The organism is Pseudarthrobacter sp. AB1 (assembly GCF_014926485.1).
Taxonomy (GTDB): Bacteria; Actinomycetota; Actinomycetes; order Actinomycetales; family Micrococcaceae; genus Arthrobacter.
In genome coordinates, this window is record NZ_PZKO01000018.1 from 59,882 (window position 1) to 77,496 (window position 17,615).

At 65.5% G+C, this 17,615-nt stretch carries 12 protein-coding genes; 7 read left to right on the forward strand and 5 right to left on the reverse strand.

Annotated elements, in window-relative coordinates; translation table 11 throughout:
* The 4 genes from DAD99_RS05480 (at position 1) to DAD99_RS05495 (ending at position 3,583) form a co-directional block, all read left to right on the forward strand.
* Positions 1-1,347: a hypothetical protein gene (locus tag DAD99_RS05480; RefSeq protein WP_193340679.1), complete on the forward strand. Its 1,347-nt coding sequence runs from the start codon at positions 1-3 to the stop codon at positions 1,345-1,347.
* 64 nt (positions 1,348-1,411) lie between these two features.
* Positions 1,412-2,035 carry a hypothetical protein gene (locus DAD99_RS05485; protein ID WP_309233207.1) on the forward strand — a complete coding sequence of 208 codons (624 nt, stop codon included), beginning with the start codon at positions 1,412-1,414 and terminating at the stop codon, positions 2,033-2,035.
* Between the two features lie 85 nt (positions 2,036-2,120).
* On the forward strand, positions 2,121-2,855 hold the full coding sequence (locus DAD99_RS05490) for a YcnI family protein (RefSeq protein WP_193340680.1): 735 nt from the start codon (positions 2,121-2,123) through the stop codon (positions 2,853-2,855).
* Between the two features lie 104 nt (positions 2,856-2,959).
* A complete protein-coding gene (locus DAD99_RS05495; protein WP_193340681.1) occupies positions 2,960-3,583 on the forward strand; it encodes a DUF4232 domain-containing protein in 624 nt (207 codons plus the stop codon).
* Positions 3,584-3,615: 32 nt separating this feature from the next.
* Here the strand turns inward: DAD99_RS05495 and DAD99_RS05500 are convergent, their stop codons facing one another.
* From DAD99_RS05500 to DAD99_RS05520, 5 genes are all read right to left on the reverse strand, one after another.
* Positions 3,616-5,124: a glycoside hydrolase family 32 protein gene (locus DAD99_RS05500; protein WP_193340682.1), complete on the reverse strand. Its 1,509-nt coding sequence runs from the start codon at positions 5,122-5,124 to the stop codon at positions 3,616-3,618.
* A 100-nt stretch (positions 5,125-5,224) separates the two neighbouring features.
* The gene (locus DAD99_RS05505; protein WP_193340683.1) at positions 5,225-6,832 is read right to left on the reverse strand and encodes an ABC transporter substrate-binding protein; all 1,608 of its coding nucleotides are present in this window, start codon (positions 6,830-6,832) and stop codon (positions 5,225-5,227) included.
* Positions 6,833-6,918: 86 nt separating this feature from the next.
* Entirely contained in the window at positions 6,919-7,878 is a 960-nt protein-coding gene (locus DAD99_RS05510) for a carbohydrate ABC transporter permease (RefSeq protein ID WP_227007698.1), read from the reverse strand.
* 7 nt (positions 7,879-7,885) lie between these two features.
* Positions 7,886-8,860 (reverse strand): sugar ABC transporter permease, encoded by a 975-nt coding sequence (locus DAD99_RS05515; protein ID WP_193340684.1) that lies wholly within the window; start codon positions 8,858-8,860, stop codon positions 7,886-7,888.
* Positions 8,857-9,867, reverse strand: a complete 1,011-nt coding sequence (locus DAD99_RS05520; protein WP_193340685.1) for a LacI family DNA-binding transcriptional regulator — start codon at positions 9,865-9,867, stop codon at positions 8,857-8,859. The genes DAD99_RS05515 and DAD99_RS05520 overlap by 4 nt, the downstream gene beginning before the upstream one ends.
* Positions 9,868-10,047: 180 nt before the next feature.
* On the opposite strand from DAD99_RS05520, the gene DAD99_RS05525 reads away from it, so the two are divergent.
* The 3 genes from DAD99_RS05525 to DAD99_RS05535 are packed head-to-tail and all read left to right on the forward strand — an operon-like array spanning position 10,048 to position 17,610.
* Positions 10,048-11,601, forward strand: a complete 1,554-nt coding sequence (locus DAD99_RS05525) for an FAD-dependent oxidoreductase (protein ID WP_193340686.1) — start codon at positions 10,048-10,050, stop codon at positions 11,599-11,601.
* A 56-nt stretch (positions 11,602-11,657) separates the two neighbouring features.
* A complete protein-coding gene (locus DAD99_RS05530; protein ID WP_193340687.1) occupies positions 11,658-16,772 on the forward strand; it encodes a DNA glycosylase AlkZ-like family protein in 5,115 nt (1,704 codons plus the stop codon).
* Positions 16,765-17,610, forward strand: coding sequence for an Fpg/Nei family DNA glycosylase (locus DAD99_RS05535; protein WP_193340688.1), 846 nt, complete (start codon positions 16,765-16,767; stop codon positions 17,608-17,610). The genes DAD99_RS05530 and DAD99_RS05535 overlap by 8 nt, the downstream gene beginning before the upstream one ends.
* The last annotated feature ends 5 nt before the right edge of the window (positions 17,611-17,615 follow it).

Below are 17,615 nucleotides of genomic sequence, written 5' to 3' on the forward strand. Positions count from 1 at the left end.
TTGACAAAAAAGACCGGCAAATCCAAGAACAGAAACAAGGACCGGCGGCACCTCAAGGCCGTACCCTCGGCCCCCAAGATGCCCCTGCAGCTGGTCCTGAACCACCGGGTGATTGATTCGATGGCTCATGACTTCATTCAATGGCACGCGACGGAAGACCCTGATCCTGCCGGTGCCTTCGAGTGTCTTGAGCTGGTCAAACTCTTCCTCACGTCGCAGCACGCCATCAACGGTTCGAGTTCGGCCACAGCTATCGACAGTGAAAGCCTGGAGCAGGCGGCCGGAGCAATTGCGGCGTCCTTGGACCCCGACGACATGGATGAGGCCTTCGACGACATCTACTTCGCCCTTCACTCGTATATCCATTTCCTGAACGGGACCGGGCGCTGGACCGGCACGGATGTCGCCTATGAGGAACTCCATTCAGTGTTGGGAAACGGTATCGCCGCGGCAGTCCCGCAACTGCCGGCTATCCAGGTACCTGACCTCAGCGACGACCACCAGGAGGCGGCCTTCAATGCCATGCCGCTGATCCAGCGCGCGTCGGCCCTCCTTGAGTGGATCGGAACCGGCAGGGAAATCACCAGTACGGGCGCGCTGCGCCTGAAGCACATCGAGCCGGCCGCCGCAGCCGCAGGAGTCCAGGCCCGTGGGAAGCGTGGCGCCAGTGGAGCCGAGCCACTTTTCGATCTGGCAACTGCCAAGAGCCAGCCCGAAACACTGCTCGAAGTCGGAACCATGCACGACGTACCGGTGCTCCGCGAGATCTGGTCAGCCCTGGTGGGGGCAGGCCTGGTCACGCTCGGATCCACCAAGGCCATTCCCGGCCCGGAGGTGGCCGCCTGGAACAGCACCCGGATCAAGGAACGGCTGGACATCCGCCGGATGCTTTCGGTGGTCCTCCTTGTCGGCGTACTCACAGACCCGGACCGGGGGTGGGGCCAAGAAGCGGTCGCCGGGACGCTGCTGGCCGTCCTCACCTATGGCACTACCTATGAACCAATGCCTGTGGCGGAACTCGAACGGATGGCGTTGCCGGACGTTGAGGGCGCCTTGCTGCAGGACCCGGACATCGAGGACACCGAGCTCGAAGACATGGCACTTGAGGAGATCTACGCATCGTTTGCTGCCCTGGAGGCACAGCAGAAATTATCTCTGCTGGCCGAACTGGGATTGGTGGAGGCCGCGACTGATTACCGCCTTCCCCCGGTGGCCATCCAGTGCCTCGACCTGGCCATAGGTTTCCTCAACCTCGCGGACCAGCCATCCGACGCCACAGAGTTCCCATCCAACGTGATCGCGCTGCACGGCCCGGCACACGCCAGTGGCCCGCCCAAAGGCCGGTAGAATCTGACCGTCGCCGAAGAACGCGACTGAACACCGTCACCGGCGACCGAAATAAGGAGGATCCGTGCGTTGTGACCACGCCCGGCCACCCTTCCACTTCCTTCGCGCCGCGTCCCTCTCCATGGGAGTCCTGACTCTTGCCGCCGGCGCCCACGTGGCCGGCGGCGGAGACCTTCCCGCCCCAGGCATCCTGCTGGCCGTGCTCGCAATGACCGTACTGACGGCCACCACGGCCACGAGGCTGCGGCTCAATTTTCCGGCCATGCTCACGGTCCTCGGCGCGGGCCAGTTCATCCTGCACGAAGCCTTCACGGCTTTCAGTTCGTCTGGCACGGCTGTGAGTGGTGCTGCCGCAGGGCTCCATAACGCGCACTTCTCCGGCGCCGCCGCGTCTGTCATGGCAGCTGCCGGACACATCAATGATTCCGGCTCCACGGGCATCCTGATGCTCCTGACCCACGCACTCGCCACCGCCGCCTGCGCCCTCCTGCTTGCCAAGGGTGAAGCCGCGCTGTGGGCTCTGGCCGCGTGGCTGAAGCCCCTCGTCCGGCTTCCGGAAGCGGTAACGCCCGACGCCGGCACGCCGCGTGCGGTGCCCGGCCCACTGGCGGTTCTACCCCTCCGCCCCTGGCGGAACCTGAGGCAACACAGCCGACGCGGCCCGCCTTCCGCCGTCGTACTTTCCTGACCCCTCCCGCACCGCACTTCCGCAGGCGCGGGCCCACCCGTACTTCCGCACGCTCCCATGCGGCGTGCGCCCGAAAGGCAACCCCATGACCACCACCTTCCTTCGCCGTACCCTCACCGCCGCAACAGCCACCGGCGGCGCCGCTGTCCTGATCCTGGCCGCAGCAGCAGGCGCGTCGGCCCACGTCGGCGTCACCCCGAACAAAACTGACGCCAATTCCTACGCCCTGCTGACCTTCGGAATCCCGCACGGCTGCGAGGAGTCCGACACCACTAAAGTGGCCATCACCCTGCCGGCCGAACTCAACGACGCCCAGCCAACGGTGAACCCCAACTGGACTGTGGAGAAGGTGACCGAACAGCTCGCCGAGCCGAAGAAACTGGCCGACGGCACGTCCATCTCCAAGCGGACCAGCCAGATTGTGTACACGGCCAAAGCCCCGCTGGAGCACGAGCTGCGTGATGCCCTGGTGCTTTCGGTCAAGCTGCCTGACGCGGCCGGCACCACGCTCTACTTCCCCACCCTGCAGTCGTGCGAAACCGGGCAGACTGACTGGTCGGAGATCGCCACGGACGGCCAGGACCCGCACTCCCTCAAGGCACCGGCCCCGTCCATCACCATCACCGAGGCGGCCAGCGCGGACGGTCACGGCGCCGCTGCTTCCACGGCCCACACCGCCGAGCAGGTGGCTGCGGTGACCGACAGCGGTGCGGACGCCCGCAGCTGGGCGGGGCTTGCTGCCGGGTTGGGCGGACTCGCGCTGGGCGGGGTGGCCTTCGCGCGCAGCAGCTCAAAGCGCCGCCAGGAATCCGCCGCGTAACATCGCCGGATTTGATGCCCGGATGATCACGATCCGGGCATCAAATCCTCCTGCAGGCCCGTGGCAGCGTTGACTCCCGTCACAGCAGCAACAAAGGTGGTGCCATGACGTCTCAGCGCATTTCACAAGGGTTTGTTATTACGACGGCGGTCGCGGCGGCGGCGCTGTTTCTCACCGCCTGCGGACCGAGCCAGCCGCAGACGCAGGGGACGACGGTGCCGGGTACCAACTCCGCGAGCCCGTCCAGCACGCCGGCGTCTCCGGACGCGTCCCCGTCGCCGTCGTCGTCCGCCACCACCCCGGCCGGTCCTGCGCTCTGCAAGGCGGCCACACTGTCGGCTGCTACGGATGCGTCCGGCGGGGGCGCGGCGGGCAGCGTTTACATGAAACTGAACCTCACGAACACGGGCACGGCGCCCTGCCTGCTCAAGGGCTACCCGGGGGTTTCGCTGACCGCCGGCGCCGACGGTGCACCGATTGGCGCGGCGGCGACCCGCGACGAAACCACCCCCGTAGCGGACGTCCTGCTCGCGCCGGACCAGACCGGAACCGCCGTCCTCCGCTACACCCAGGCTGCGAATTACAGCGACTGCACGCTGACGGACGCGGCCGGTTACCGCATCTACCCGCCGGAAGACACAGCGTCGTTGTTCCTGCCGCAGCCCACCAGCGCGTGCAGCAACGCAAACATCGCCCTCCTGAGCGTCGGAGCCTTCCAGCCCGCCTGAAAATGCGGGAAGGATTCGATCCGCTGCCCAGGTCAGGCGTAATGAATGACGTCCATGTTGATGACCGTAGCCGTACCGCCCAGGGCATAGACCGCGAGGTCGGTGCTGGTGGGTGCCGGGAAGATCAATTCGGTCATGGTGACCTGACCGTCCTGGGCGAAGACCTCAACGGAGCAGCGGTCCACAAAGATGGTGAGCTGGTAGTCACCGTCGATGGCCCGGATAGGCGCGGTGTCGATGGAGGCGAAAGTTTCGTGGAAACCTGTCTGCCCGGAACCGCGCCGATCAACAACGAGGGTGCCTTCAACGGGCCTGATGCCGATGCGGGTTCCCTGGTCGCCGTCACCGCGGACCACAAGCCCGAATTCGGTGGCGCTCCCAGGCGTCAGCGTGATGTCGATGCGTTGGACGCTCCCCGCTGCACCGTCCAGGATGTGGGTACCGTCGGCGATTTCCGTTGCGTTGAGGGTGAAGGTTCGGGCCGGGTCGGAAATTGAGGTGAAGTCTCCGGCGGCCTCCTGAACCAGTCGCACTTTTCCGTCAACAGTGCGGAGGGATACTTCGCGGGCCAGCGTCATGGGGCTGCGCCAGGGCGACGTGGGGATCTGGTTCGCGTATTCCCAGTTGTTCATCCAGGCGATCATGAGGCGGCGGTTGTCCGGGGCGTCGCTGAAGGAGACTGCAGCGTAGTAGTCCCGGCCCCAGTCCAGCCACTGGTACTCGCCCAGCCGGTCCGGGTCCTGGAGGCCTTCGGTCACGGTGCTGGCCGAAGTGAACGTGGTCCCGTCGAAGTCCCCTAGGAAGTACTGTCCGGCGGAGCCGTTGTTGGGGCCGCCCGGGTTGAGGTTTACGGTGAGTACCCACTGAAGGTTCTGCGGGTCCCCGTCGACGGGGAGCGGGAAGAGGTCCGGGCATTCCCACACGCCACCGGTGGCGTTGGCCGGGCCGAACGTGCTCATTAGCTCCCACTTCTCCAGGTCCTCGGACTTGTAGAGCACCACCTGGAAGTCCGTCGCTTCCACGGCGACCATGACCCAGTAACTGCCTGCGGCGCCGTCGTACCTGATGACTTTGGGGTCGCGGAACTCGGTGGATCCACGGTTCAGGACAGGGTTGGCCGTGTGCTTGGTCCAGGTGTAGCCGCCGTCGCGGCTGTAGGCGAGGGACTGGGCCTGAAGACCAGCGTGTGCGGACCCGGATTTGAAGGCGCTGGTGTAGACGGCCACCAGGGGTGGGGCCAAGTCGGTCCCGAATCCGCTGGTGTTGTCCCGGTCGAAGACGATGCTGCCGGAGAAGATGTCTTCTTCCTCATCACAGGAGATGGCGACGGCATGTTCGGTCCAGGTGGTCAGGTCCGGGGAGGTGGCGTGTCCCCAGGACATGTTGCCCCAGACGTTATCCAGTGGGTTGTTCTGGTAATAGAGGTGGTAGGCGCCTTCGTGAAAAATCAGGCCGTTGGGGTCATTGAGCCAGGTGTTCCGGGCGGCGTAGTGCAGGGCCGGCCGGAAGGTGTCGGCCGTGGTGGCGGTCGCGGCAGTCATGAAGGTGGGGTCTCGTTTCTGTGCAAGCGTGGGGAGCCCCTGAGCAGGGTTCCCTGAAGGTGGGGTGGGCCGGTTGCACCGGCCCACCCCGGTAGTGGAGCTAGGAGTTGGACTTGTAGCGGTCGTAGGCCTGCTGGTAGACCTCGATCATTTTGTCGACGCCGACGTTTTTGAGCTGGGAGACGTAGCCGTCCCATTCCTGTTCGATGCCGCCCGAGACGATCCATTTGGCCATGTTCTGCTTCACCAGGGAGGTGATGTCCGTCTGGATGGTGCTGATCTGCTGCAGTTCTTCGTTGGACAGGGCCACCGGGGGGTAGCCGTCGTTGCCGGCGAAGGGCTTGTAGAGTTCATTGACGATCTTCTGACGTTCGGCGGCGCGTGGTTCGGGAGCGACGACGGTTTTGAAGTTCTCCGCGGTATTGGCCTTCGGGCCGCCCGGAGCGACTTTCTGGCGGCGTTCACCTTCGCTGGTTCCGGCCGGTGCAGGTATCTGGGTCAGGAGGCCGCTGGCGTCCTTCTGGAGGGTTTCACCGATGGGTCCCCAGTTTGCCTGGGCTGACTGGATGGGGTCGTAGAGATTGTCGGCCCAGCGCATGGTCGCTGCCGGGTATTTGTTGGTCCGAGTGATGGCGAAGGCGCCGCGGGCGATTTCCTGGTTGTTTGACTGGCTGGCGATCCGCTTGCCATCGACGCCTTCAAGTACGGGGACGATGGCATAGTTGTTGGCGCGCTCGGCGCCGACCATTTCAGGGATTTCCCACCAGACGAACGAGCCGAGGTTTTCCGTGGCCGCCTTGCCTTTGGCCAGGTACGCCTTGTCATCCTGGGAGAAGGACTCGGGATCGATCAGGCCTTCCTGGTACCACTTGTGCAGGGTACCGAGTGCTTTCTTGTAGCCGTCCTGGGTAGCGGTGAAAATGACCTTGTCGTCCTGGACGATCCGGTGGTCCATGTTGTCCGGCACTCCGCCGAGGGCAGCGATTAGGTCAACGATGTCACCGGTCCAGCCGCCGGGCCTAAAGCTGAGCGGGATGGTCTTGCCGGTCCCGGACGCGTCCTGGGTTTTGAAGGCCAGCAGGGCGTCGTGGAACTCGTCGATCGTCTTTGGCATAGGAATGTTGAGCTTCTTCAGCCACGACGTGTTGATGATGAGTTCATTGGGGAACTGGACCAGGCCGAGCTCTTCGACCGATGGCAGGGAGTAGATGTGCCCGTCCGAGGAAGTGATGGCTGCCTTGATGTCGGCCCGGTCCGAAAGCAGCTTGGAAAGGTTGGGGGCGTTCTTCTCGATGAGTCCCTCGAGCGGGATAAGCGTGCCGCTGGCGGAGTACGTGGCGATCTCGGCGTCGGTCAATCCGGTGTTGAAGAAAGCGTCGGGCAGGTCACCACTGGCGAGGATGAGGTTCTTCTTTTCCTGGAAGACCGTTTCGGGCAGGTTCTCCCAGTTGATGTGGACGTTGGTGGCCTTTTCCCATTCCTTCACCACGGTCATGGTGTTGTAGTCCGGAGCAAGTGCTGCCTTGGTGCCGGAGAACGTCAGGTCGAGTTGCTTGCTGACGATCGGGAAGCCCGTTTCCTGGAAACCGAAGTCCGCGGAGGCGTCTTTGATTTCCGCGGTGCCTGAGCCGCCGCCGGAGCAGGCGGTGAACATCAGTGTTCCGGCCAGGACGGCCCCGAGGGCGGCGTATTTACGGCTGAGTGCCATGGTCATTCCTATTCTGAGGTGGGTTCTTGCGGTGGGTGCGCTGCCGTCCGATGGCGTTTGCCCGGGCGGTCTGTATGCGGGAGGAGCTATTTGACGGCGCCGATCATGGCGCCCTTGGTGAAGTGCTTCTGCATGAATGGCAGGGCAATCATCAGTGGCAGGCTCGAGACGACGATCATGGCGTACTTGGTGAGCTCTGCTATCCGTTGCGCGGCGGCATAGGATTCGATGTCTCCGCCGGTGGTTCCGGTGGATGAGACGTCTGACTGGATGAGGATGTTGCGCAGGACGAGCTGCAGCGGGTATTTGGAGTCGTCGTTGAGAAAGATCAGTGCGTCAAAGAACGAGTTCCACTGAGCCACGACGTGGACCATGATCATGAGCATGATCAGTGGCTTGGACAGTGGGAGCACCATCTTGAAGAAGAATTTGAAGTCGGTTGCCCCGTCCATCTGGGCGGCTTCGCGTAGCTCGTTGGGGATGGTGTGCTCGAAGAAGGACCTCGCGATGATGAGGTTCCATACGCCCACCGCTCCCGGCAGGACCACGGCCCAGACGGTGTCCAGCATGCCCAGGTCGCGGACCACCAGGTACTTGGTGATGAGTCCGCCGTCGAAAAACATGGTGATCACGAACAAGAGCATGAGGATTTTGCGGCCCGGCATGTCCTTGCGTGACAGGGCGTAGGCGCCGCAGAGGATGGTGCTGACGCTGATGGCGGTGCCCAGCACGGTGTAGATGACAGTGTTGCCCAGGCCGTTCCAGATGCGGCTGTCGGCGAAGATCCGTTCGTAGCCCTCGGTAGTCACACCGGACGGGAACAGCCAGACCTTACCTTCGTAGACGGCATTCGGGTCGCTGATGGAGGCGATGACAATGAAGTACAGCGGGTACACCACGGCCAGAATGGAGAGCAGAAGGACAGCGGTGGCGGCGATGTTGAAGGCACGGTCGCCGTATTTGTCGCGCAGGGTCTGCTTGGGCCGGACCTGGCTGACTGGCCGGACCGGGTTCTCGGTAGTGCGGGGGTTGGTTGTCAGAGACATTTCGGCATCACCACAGGGTCGCTTGGTTGGCCCGGCGCGCAATCGTGTTGAAGACGAGCAACAACGCCAGGTTGAGGAGGGAATTGAACAGGCCGATGGCGGCCGAATAGCTGAACTGCGCCTGCTGCAGGCCCGCGTGGTAGACGTAGGTCTGGATGATCTCCGAGGTCGAGATATTCAGGGGCGTCTGCATCAGCAAGGCCTTCTCGAAGCCGACGTTGAGCAGGTTGCCGATGGCCAGGATGAATAGGATGGTCACCACCGGCATGATGCCGGGCAGGTCAATGTGCCGGATGCGCTGCAGCTTGGAAGCACCGTCCACCTTGGCCGCGTCATGGAGCGCCGGGTCAATGGCCGCCAGGGCCGCGAGGTACACGATCATGGAGAAGCCAGCGTTCTGCCATACGTCCGAGATCACGTAAATGGGGCGGAACCACTCCGCCGACCCCATAAAGAAGACCGGCTCACCGCCGCCCAGCTGGATGGCGTTGTTCACCAGCCCCGACCGTGGGGAAAGAACCACGAACATGATGCCCACCACCACCACGGTGGAGATGAATGCGGGTGAATACAGCACCGTCTGGGTGAACTTCTTGAACCTCTCGCTCTGGAGCTGGTTGACCAGCAAAGCCAGGATGATCGGAATGGGGAAGGCCAGCAACAGCCCGAGTACGGCGATCCACAAGGTGTTACCGACCACCTGGCCGAACTGGTACGAGTTCACGAACCTGATGAAGTGCGTCAGGCCCACCCAAGGGCTGTCGGTGAAACCGTCCACCGGGTTGTAGTTCTTGAACGCGATCTGCACCCCGTACATCGGCCAGTACTTGAAGACCAGGATGTAGATGATCGCGGGGGTTAGTAATACGTATAACTGCCAAGCACGGGAAATCCTCTTCAGGCTGAGCGAAAGAGAATTTTTTCGTTGCGGCAACGGCGCCGCAACAGGACGCCCGCGTCGGGCCGGTATGGTGCGGCTCATGGCATCTCCTTAGGGTGGGTCACTGAGTTCCGTTCGATCAGAGGGCAGTCCATGAGCTCGACCCGGCCATCGGGCTCCGCGTCCTGGAGGATCAGGTCAACCGCGCGCCGGCCCATGGCGACGAACGGCAATTCAAAAGTGGTCAATCCCGGGCGAAGAAACGGCGCGAGTGTCGCCTGATTATCAAATCCCACGATCGAAACGTCCCCGGGGATGGAGAGACGCAGGTCCGAGACTGCCTGATAGGCACCCCAGGCGCCACGATCGTTGGCGCAGAAGATCGCGGTAGGCGGGTTCCTGGATGTCATAAGCTCCATCGCGTACTTGTAGCCGTGCAACTCGCCGCCTTGACCGAAGCGGACAAGTGACGGATCAACATCCAGCCCCGCGTCCTCAAGCGCCGCGCAGTAGCCTTCATATCGGCCGACGGCGGCAGGAAGACCGCTCTCCAGGGTTTCGATATTGATCATCCCCACCCTGGTATGGCCAGCCTCAAGCAGTCGGCTGGTGGCCGCGTACCCGCCTTTGACCTCGTCCGGGGCGACACTCGGGACCAGGCCGGCCCGGTCCTGCGAATTCAGCACCACGGACCTGACTCCCGCCAGGGCCTCCGGAATGTCCAGCCGCCGGTGATACATGGCGGCATAGACCACGCCGGCAACCTTATAAGAAAGCATGGTGTCCAAGGATGCGGCCTCGAGCTCCTTATCACCACCAGTGTTTACCGAGAGCAGGAGGAGTCCATCCTCCCAGGCCCGCTGCTGGGCGCCTTCGATGATGGCGCCCGCGAAAGGGGTAGTGGCCACGGAATCGCCAATGAACCCGATCATGCCGGCCACGCCTTCGCGTAAGACTTTAGCGTGGGCGTTCGTGCGGTAGCCGAGCCGGTTCACGGCGTCCCGAACACGCTTGCGCGTATCTTCGGAGAAACGTGACCCGGAGGCTGAATTCAGCACCAGTGACACGGTGGCCTGTGAAACGCCGGCGGCAGCAGCGACGTCGTGCATTGTCGGTCCTGACTTTGGCCGCGATCCAGCCATGATGGGCACCTCCTCGGGCCAGTTGGTTTCGTAGGTTATTCGTATAACTTCGGATAACTGTAGCGTGCATCACATTGGGCGTCAATAGCGTGCTGCGCCTCCCCGGGATCTGGGCCTCAGTACCAACGATAAGTACACTTAGCTTCCATGACGTCGCTCTGGTTGGACCGCGGGCATTCAATCAGCACTGACACGTTCGAGACTGACACGTTCGAAGCCGGCAGCAGCTACGACACTGTGGTGGCTGGAGCCGGACTGACGGGGCTGGTCACCGCGCTACTGTTGGCCCGGTCCGGGCAGCGCGTCCTGGTCCTGGAGGCCCGGTTTCCCGGGGCTGTGACCACCGGAAACACCACAGCGAAAGTCACTTTGCTGCAGGGGACCGTGCTGTCTGCCTTGGCCAGGCAGTACGCGCAGAAGCAGGTTGGCGCCTATGTTGAGGCCAACCGGGAGGGGCAGTCGTGGCTGCTCCGCTACCTGGACGAACACCGCGTGCCGTATCAGCGCCGGGACGCCTACACCTTCGCCACCACCGCCCAGGGGACCGAGCGCCTGCTTAAGGACCTCAGCGCCGCGACCAATGCCGGCCTGGACGTGGAGTACGTGAAGGATGCACGGCTCCCCTTCCCCATCCAAGGCGCCCTTATGCTGACCGATCAGGCCCAGGTCAACCCCATGGACGTCCTGGATGCGCTCCTGCGGGACGTCCGGGCCCGCGGCGGGAGCGTCGTGGGCGGGACCCGGCTGCGGAATGTCTCCGGGAGCGGACCACTTACTGTCCACACAGACCAGGGCACCGTCACCGCCAACAACGTTGTTTTGGCCACCGGAATCCCCATTCTGGACCGCGGGCTCTACTTCACCAAACTCAAGCCTCTGCGCTCCTACGCCGCCGCCCTTGAACTTCCGGCCGGAGACACCGCGCCGCCCGGCATGTACCTGTCAGCCGAGGAGCCCACTCATTCGCTAAGGGACTATGAAGCGGACGGCCGTCAGTTCCTGCTGGTGGGCGGGCGCGGGCACCAGGTGGGGCGGACCGCCTCGGAAAAGTCCCATCTGTCCGGTCTGCTGAACTGGGCCACCGGGCACTTCCCGGGCGCGGTAGTCACCCACACGTGGTCGGCCCAGGACTACCAGGCCACCAACCTCATGCCCTTCTTTGGCAGACTGCCGCGGGGCCGGGGCCGCATCTTCTTCGGCACCGGTTACAACAAGTGGGGCATGACCAACGCGGTGGCCGCCGCCCTGGGCATCTCCGCGGACATCCTCGGCGGCAGGCTCCGCTGGGCAAACACCATCCATCACCGTGTGACGTCCCCCGGCGGCGGGCTCACCGCCGTCGCCCTAAACGCGGGCGCGGCCGCGCGGCTCGCCACTGACTGGGGAAAACTGGTGGTTGGGAAGTCGGGGGCTGAGGCTGTCGAAAGCGGCGTTTCGACAATCCCACCCACCGGAGGTCCCCTACCGGCCGACGACGGCGGCAGAGTCTACCGCGACGGCGCCCGGCCGGCGGCGGTCTCCACAGTGGACGGCACCATGTGCAGGCTCTCCGCTGTCTGCACCCATCTGGGCGGGATTGTCCACTGGAACGACAATGAACTGACCTGGGACTGCCCGCTCCACGGCTCGCGTTTCAGCCCCGCCGGCGAGCTCCTGGAAGGACCCGCCACCAGGGATCTTCCGAGGCTCGAGCAGGGTTGATACGCGCCTCCAGCGGGGCCGGCAATACTGTCGGTGGGGTAGGGCATGATGGAGGAATGCAGGAGCACCCACCGCCGGGAACGGAGCCGGACGCCCTTCCCAGTACTGCTATGAGCCGTTTCAGCCGGCCCACGCGGGAGTGGTTCCTGGGCGCCTTTGCGGAGCCTACCCCCGCCCAGACCGGCGCCTGGAACGCCATTTCGTCCGGCTCGCACGCCCTGGTGGTGGCGCCCACCGGGTCCGGCAAAACGCTCGCGGCGTTCCTCTGGGCCTTGGATCGCCTGCTCGTTGAGGCGCCGGCCGCTGATCCGGAACTACCTGGACTCGAGGCTGCTCCGGCCAAGGGGGCTAAGGGAAGGCGCCCCCGCCCGCCCAAACGCAAGACCCGGGTCCTGTACATCTCGCCGCTGAAGGCCCTCGGCGTGGACGTGGAACGCAACCTCCGCTCGCCCCTGATCGGGATCACCCAGACGGCCAAGCGGCTTGGACTTTCCGCCCCTCTAATCACAGTGGGGGTCCGGTCCGGTGACACCACGACGGCGGACCGCCGGGCGCTGCTCAGCAACCCACCGGACATCCTCATAACCACCCCGGAATCACTGTTCCTGATGCTCACGTCCAAGGCGCGCGAGACCCTCACCGAGGTGGACACCATCATCGTTGACGAGGTCCACGCCGTTGCCGGAACCAAGCGTGGCGCGCATCTGGCGGTCTCCCTGGAACGGCTGGATGCGCTGCTGCCCAAGCCCGCCCAACGGATCGGGCTCTCCGCCACGGTGGAGCCGCGCGAGCTGGTGGCCCAGTTCCTGGCCGGTTCCGCGCCGGTGGAAATCGTAGCCCCGCCGTCGCGGAAAAACTGGGACCTGACCGTCTCCGTGCCGGTGGAGGACATGTCAGATCTCCAGGGTGCGGCGGGCGCCTTCGATTCCGGTCCCGCGTCAGGGCTGCAGCCTCAGGCCTCGATCTGGCCCCATGTGGAGGAGAAGATTGTTGACCTGGTGCTGGCCAACCAGTCCACGATCGTTTTCGCCAACTCGCGCCGGCTTGCGGAGCGGCTCACCGCCCGCCTCAACGATATATACGCCGAACGGCAGCTGATCGCCGTCGGCGGGGGCTGGGACCTACCTGACGCAGGTGCTGCAGACCCCGGGCTTCGGCCCGGCGCCCCTGCACTCAGTCCTGCCTTCGCGCCCTCCTCCACTCCTGCGTCCACCGCCACGCCAGCCCACATGATGGCGCAGGCCGGCAGCACGGCCGGAGCCGATCCGTTGCTGGCCCGCGCCCACCACGGCTCAGTTTCCAAGGACCAGCGGGCACTCATTGAGGACGACCTCAAGTCCGGCCGCCTGCGTTGCGTTGTGGCCACGTCGTCCCTGGAGCTTGGCATCGACATGGGCGCCGTGGACCTCGTGGTGCAGGTGGAATCACCGCCGTCGGTAGCCAGCGGTCTTCAACGTGTGGGCCGCGCCGGCCACCAGGTGGGGGAAATTTCCCAGGGCGTGCTGTTTCCCAAGCACCGGGCAGACCTGGTGCACACGGCCATCACCGTGGAGCGGATGCTCGAGGGGAAGATCGAGCGGCTCTTTGTCCCGGCCAATCCGTTGGACATCCTGGCCCAGCAGACCGTCGCGGCCACCGCCCTGGGCAGCATTGACGTGGAGGAATGGTTCGCCACTGTCCGGCGGTCAGCCCCGTTTGCATCCCTCCCCCGGTCCGCCTACGAGGCAACCCTTGACCTGCTGGCCGGCCGTTACCCGTCCGATGAATTCGCCGAGCTGCGGCCCCGGATCATCTGGGACAGGAACGCCGGCACCATCGAAGGCAGGCCCGGCGCCCAACGGCTGGCCGTAACGTCCGGCGGCACCATCCCGGACCGCGGCCTCTTCGGTGTATACATCATCGGCACCGAGGTGGAAGGCTCCGGTGCGCCGGGAGCGGACGGCAAACCCGCCGCGTCGCCCGCGAAGGGCGGCCGCCGCGTGGGCGAACTGGACGAGGAGATGGTCTACGAGTCCCGGGTGGGTGACATTTTTGCACTGGGCGCCACCAGCTGGAAGATCGAGGACATCACCCACGACCGAGTCCTGGTCTCGCCCGCGTTCGGCCAGCCGGGCAAGCTTCCCTTCTGGAAAGGTGACTCGCTGGGACGGCCGGTTGACCTGGGCCGCGCGCTGGGCTCCTTCGTGCGTGAACTTTCCGCGTCCGACGTCGGCCCTGCCACCGAACGCTGCAAGGCCAGCGGGCTGGATGCATTCGCCGCCAACAACCTGATCCAGTACCTCAGTGAACAGAAGCTCGCCACCGAGGTGGTCCCCTGCGACACCACGCTGGTGGTGGAGCGCTTCCACGACGAGCTGGGCGACTGGCGGGTGATCCTGCACAGCCCCTTCGGGATGCCGGTGCACGCTCCCTGGGCACTCGCAGTCGGGCAGCGCCTGCACCAGCGGTACGGCCTGGACGGGTCGGCCATGGCGGCGGACGATGGCATCGTGCTGCGGGTCCCCATGATGGAGGACGAGCCTCCCGGCGCCGAGCTTTTCCTGTTTGATCCCGATGAGCTGGAGCAGATTGTCACCGCCGAGGTGGGCGGAAGTGCGCTCTTCGCCTCGCGCTTTCGGGAGTGTGCCGCTCGTGCCCTGTTGCTTCCGCGGCAGACTCCCGGCAAGCGGCAGCCGCTGTGGCAGCAGCGCCAGCGGTCCGCGCAGCTGCTTGATGTCGCGCGGAAATACCCTACGTTCCCCATCGTGCTGGAGACTGTCCGCGAATGCCTCCAGGACGTGTACGACCTTCCGGCGTTGAAGGACATCGCGGCCTCGGTGGAACGCCGCGAACTCAGGATCGTGCAGACCACAACACAGCAGCCGTCGCCGTTCGCCAAGTCCCTGCTGTTCGGCTACGTGGCCCAGTTCCTGTACGAAGGGGACTCGCCCCTGGCCGAGCGCCGGGCCGCAGCCCTGGCCCTGGATTCAACGCTCTTGAACGAGCTGCTCGGCCGGGTGGAGCTCCGCGAACTGCTCGACGCGAAGGTTATCGATGCCACCGAACTTGAACTTCAGCGTCTCGCGCCGGACCGCCGGGCGCGCGGCATGGAAGGCGTTGCCGACCTGCTCAGGTTGCTGGGTCCGCTGACCCCGGCAGAAGTCGCCGCACGCCTGGAGACAGCACCGGTGGTCGAGCCATCGCCGATGGTTGAGCCTGTCGAAACCCCGGAGGTCGACCCCGCGGTTGAACCCGCCGCAACCCCGCACGCCGATACCCCGCTGGCCACGACGCATCTGGCCGCACTGCTGCGGGCCAACAGGGCCATCAAAGTGAACATCGGCGGGGCGGAGCGCTACGCCGCCGTCGAGGATGCCGCCCGACTCCGTGATGCCATCGGTGTTCCGCTGCCCATGGGCGTTCCCCTAGCCTTCATCGAACCGGTGGCGGACCCCCTGGGTGACCTCGTCTCCCGGTACGCCCGCACACACGGACCTTTCACCTCGGCGGAAGCCGCGGCCCGCTTGGGGCTTGGAGTCGCCGTGGTGAGCACAGCACTGAAACGGCTCGCCGCGGATGGCCGGGTGGTGGAAGGCGAGTTCCGGCCGCACGCCAACGCACCGGAACCGGTGGCCAGTGACGGGCAACCGGCCGAAACAGCGGTTGAGGAGGTCCACACGGCTCAGCCGCTGCCGGCAGAATCAACGCAGACGCACCTTCCCGCGCCCACCACGAGCGAATGGTGCGACGCCGAAGTGCTACGGAAGCTCCGACGTCGTTCGCTGGCTGCACTGCGCGCCGAAGTGGAACCGGTGGACGCCGCCGCGTATGGGCGTTTCCTGCCGGCCTGGCAGCACGTCCGAACGCCCGGGGCCGGGCGCGGGCAGCCGTCCCTGCGGGGGCTCGACGGTATTGTCACGGCGATCGACCAGCTTTCCGGCGTGCCGGTGCCTGCTTCGGCGTGGGAGCCGCTGGTCCTGGCCAGCCGGGTTTCCAACTACCAGCCCGCCATGCTCGACGAGCTTATGGCCGCCGGCGAGCTCCTCTGGTCCGGCGCGGGAGCACTGCCTGGAAACGACGGCTGGGTCAGCCTGCACTTGGCCGATTCCGCCGAGCTGACGCTGAACCCCGCCATCGAATATGAACCCGGAGACTCGCAGCAACGCCTGCTCGACCACCTGAGGAACAACGGCGGCGGTTATTTCTTCCGCCAACTGAAGGACGTGGCCGGGGGCATGGACTCAGTGCTCAGCGACCAGGAAGTGGTGTCCGCGCTGTGGGATCTGGCCTGGGCGGGCCGCATCACCGGCGACACCTTCGCCCCGGTCCGCGCCCTCATCGCCGGCGGCCACACGGCGCACCGCCAAGTAGCCCGCTCGCCCCGCGCCCGTGCCCCCAGGCTGAGCAGGCTGGGCCGCTCGCACGGCACCGGCCTGCTGGGCTCGCCCGGGCTGGGCTCCCCTGCGCTGGGTACTGGACGGTACGGCTCGTTGTCAGGCGCGGGGGCAACGCCCCCGCTGGCCGCGGGGCGCTGGTCTGCCCTGCCCTCGCCCGAACTCGACGCCACCATCCACGCCCGCGCCACCGCTGAACTGTTGCTGGACCGGTATGGCGTGGTGACCCGGGGATCGGTCATGGCGGAGCAGATCCTGGGCGGGTTCGGCCTGATGTACAAGGTCCTGGCCCGGCTGGAAGAGGCCGGACGCTGCCGCCGCGGGTACTTCATCGAGCACCTTGGGGCCGCACAGTTCGCCGTCCCCGCAACAGTGGACCGGCTGCGCTCCTATTCCGAGGACACCCAGCTGGCCAAGCCCGAGCCAATGGCACTGGCCCTTGCAGCCACGGATCCCGCCAACCCCTATGGCGCGGCGCTGCCTTGGCCGGCACTCAACGTGGAGGCCGGGACGGGGCACCGGCCTGGGCGGAAAGCCGGCGCACTGGTGGTTATGGTGGACGGCGCCCTGGTCCTCTACGTGGAACGGGGAGGTAAAACACTGCTGGCCTTCAGCGAGGACGCGGCGGAGCTGTCCGCCGCCGGCGCGGCTTTGATGGGTGTGGTCACCCGGGGCGCCGTGGACAAGCTGATCATGGAGAAAGTCAACGGCCACGGCATCCTGGACACACCGGTCGCAGCGGCTCTCGCCGCAGCGGGGGCCTACTCCACGCCCAAGGGATTGAGGATCCGTGCCTGAGGGCGACTCCGTCTGGCGGGCCGCCCGCCAGCTGCACGAGGCCTTGGCGGGGCAGACACTCACGGCGTCGGACTTCCGCGTGCCAAGATTCGCCACGCTCAACCTGGCCGGCTGGACCGTGGCGGAGGTGGTCCCGCGCGGCAAGCACCTCCTGATGCGCGTGGTGGGACCGGACGGGAATGGACCGGAGGAGCGGAAACTCACTATCCACTCACATTTGAAAATGGAAGGCACGTGGCAGGTCTATCCGCCCGGTGGACGCTGGCGGAAGCCGGGATTCACCGCCCGGTGCGTCCTGCGCACACCGGTGGCAGACGCCGTCGGATTTTCCCTGGGCATCGTGGAAGTGGTTCGCACCGTGGACGAGGACACCATCGTGGGCCACTTGGGCCCGGACCTCCTGGGTCCGGACTGGGACCTGGCCGAAGCCGAACAGCGGATCCGCGCGGCACCCGACGTCCCCATCGGCGTCGCCCTGCTGGACCAGCGCAACCTGGCGGGCATCGGCAACATCTACCGCTGCGAGGCCTGCTTCCTGTCCGGTGCGCACCCGGCGAGTCCCGTCTCAGCCGTCCCCGATCTCAGGACCCTGATGACGGATGCCAAGCAGCTGCTCGAAGCCAACTTGGGCCCGGGACGCCGGGTGACGATCCTTAATTCGCGAGGCATGCCCGTCGGGCGGATGGCGGGCCGTCCGGGCTACTGGGTTTACCGTCGGGAACACCAGCCGTGCCTGAAATGCCGGACCGCCATCCGCCGCGGCGTGCTGGGCAAACCCAATGGCGAAGAGGAACGGGACATCTACTTCTGCCCGCAGTGCCAGCCGGTCTTGCCGTAGGGGTC

Coding starts and splice junctions, on each gene's coding strand:
- DAD99_RS05510 (WP_227007698.1), bottom strand. CDS start 7,878: ATGTCTCTGACAACCAACCCCCGCACTACCGAGAACCCGGTCCGGCCA.
- DAD99_RS05500 (WP_193340682.1), bottom strand. CDS start 5,124: ATGACTGCCGCGACCGCCACCACGGCCGACACCTTCCGGCCGGCCCTG.
- DAD99_RS05530 (WP_193340687.1), top strand. CDS start 11,658: ATGCAGGAGCACCCACCGCCGGGAACGGAGCCGGACGCCCTTCCCAGT.
- DAD99_RS05520 (WP_193340685.1), bottom strand. CDS start 9,867: ATGCACGACGTCGCTGCTGCCGCCGGCGTTTCACAGGCCACCGTGTCA.
- DAD99_RS05490 (WP_193340680.1), top strand. CDS start 2,121: ATGACCACCACCTTCCTTCGCCGTACCCTCACCGCCGCAACAGCCACC.
- DAD99_RS05515 (WP_193340684.1), bottom strand. CDS start 8,860: ATGAGCCGCACCATACCGGCCCGACGCGGGCGTCCTGTTGCGGCGCCG.
- DAD99_RS05505 (WP_193340683.1), bottom strand. CDS start 6,832: ATGGCACTCAGCCGTAAATACGCCGCCCTCGGGGCCGTCCTGGCCGGA.
- DAD99_RS05525 (WP_193340686.1), top strand. CDS start 10,048: ATGACGTCGCTCTGGTTGGACCGCGGGCATTCAATCAGCACTGACACG.
- DAD99_RS05495 (WP_193340681.1), top strand. CDS start 2,960: ATGACGTCTCAGCGCATTTCACAAGGGTTTGTTATTACGACGGCGGTC.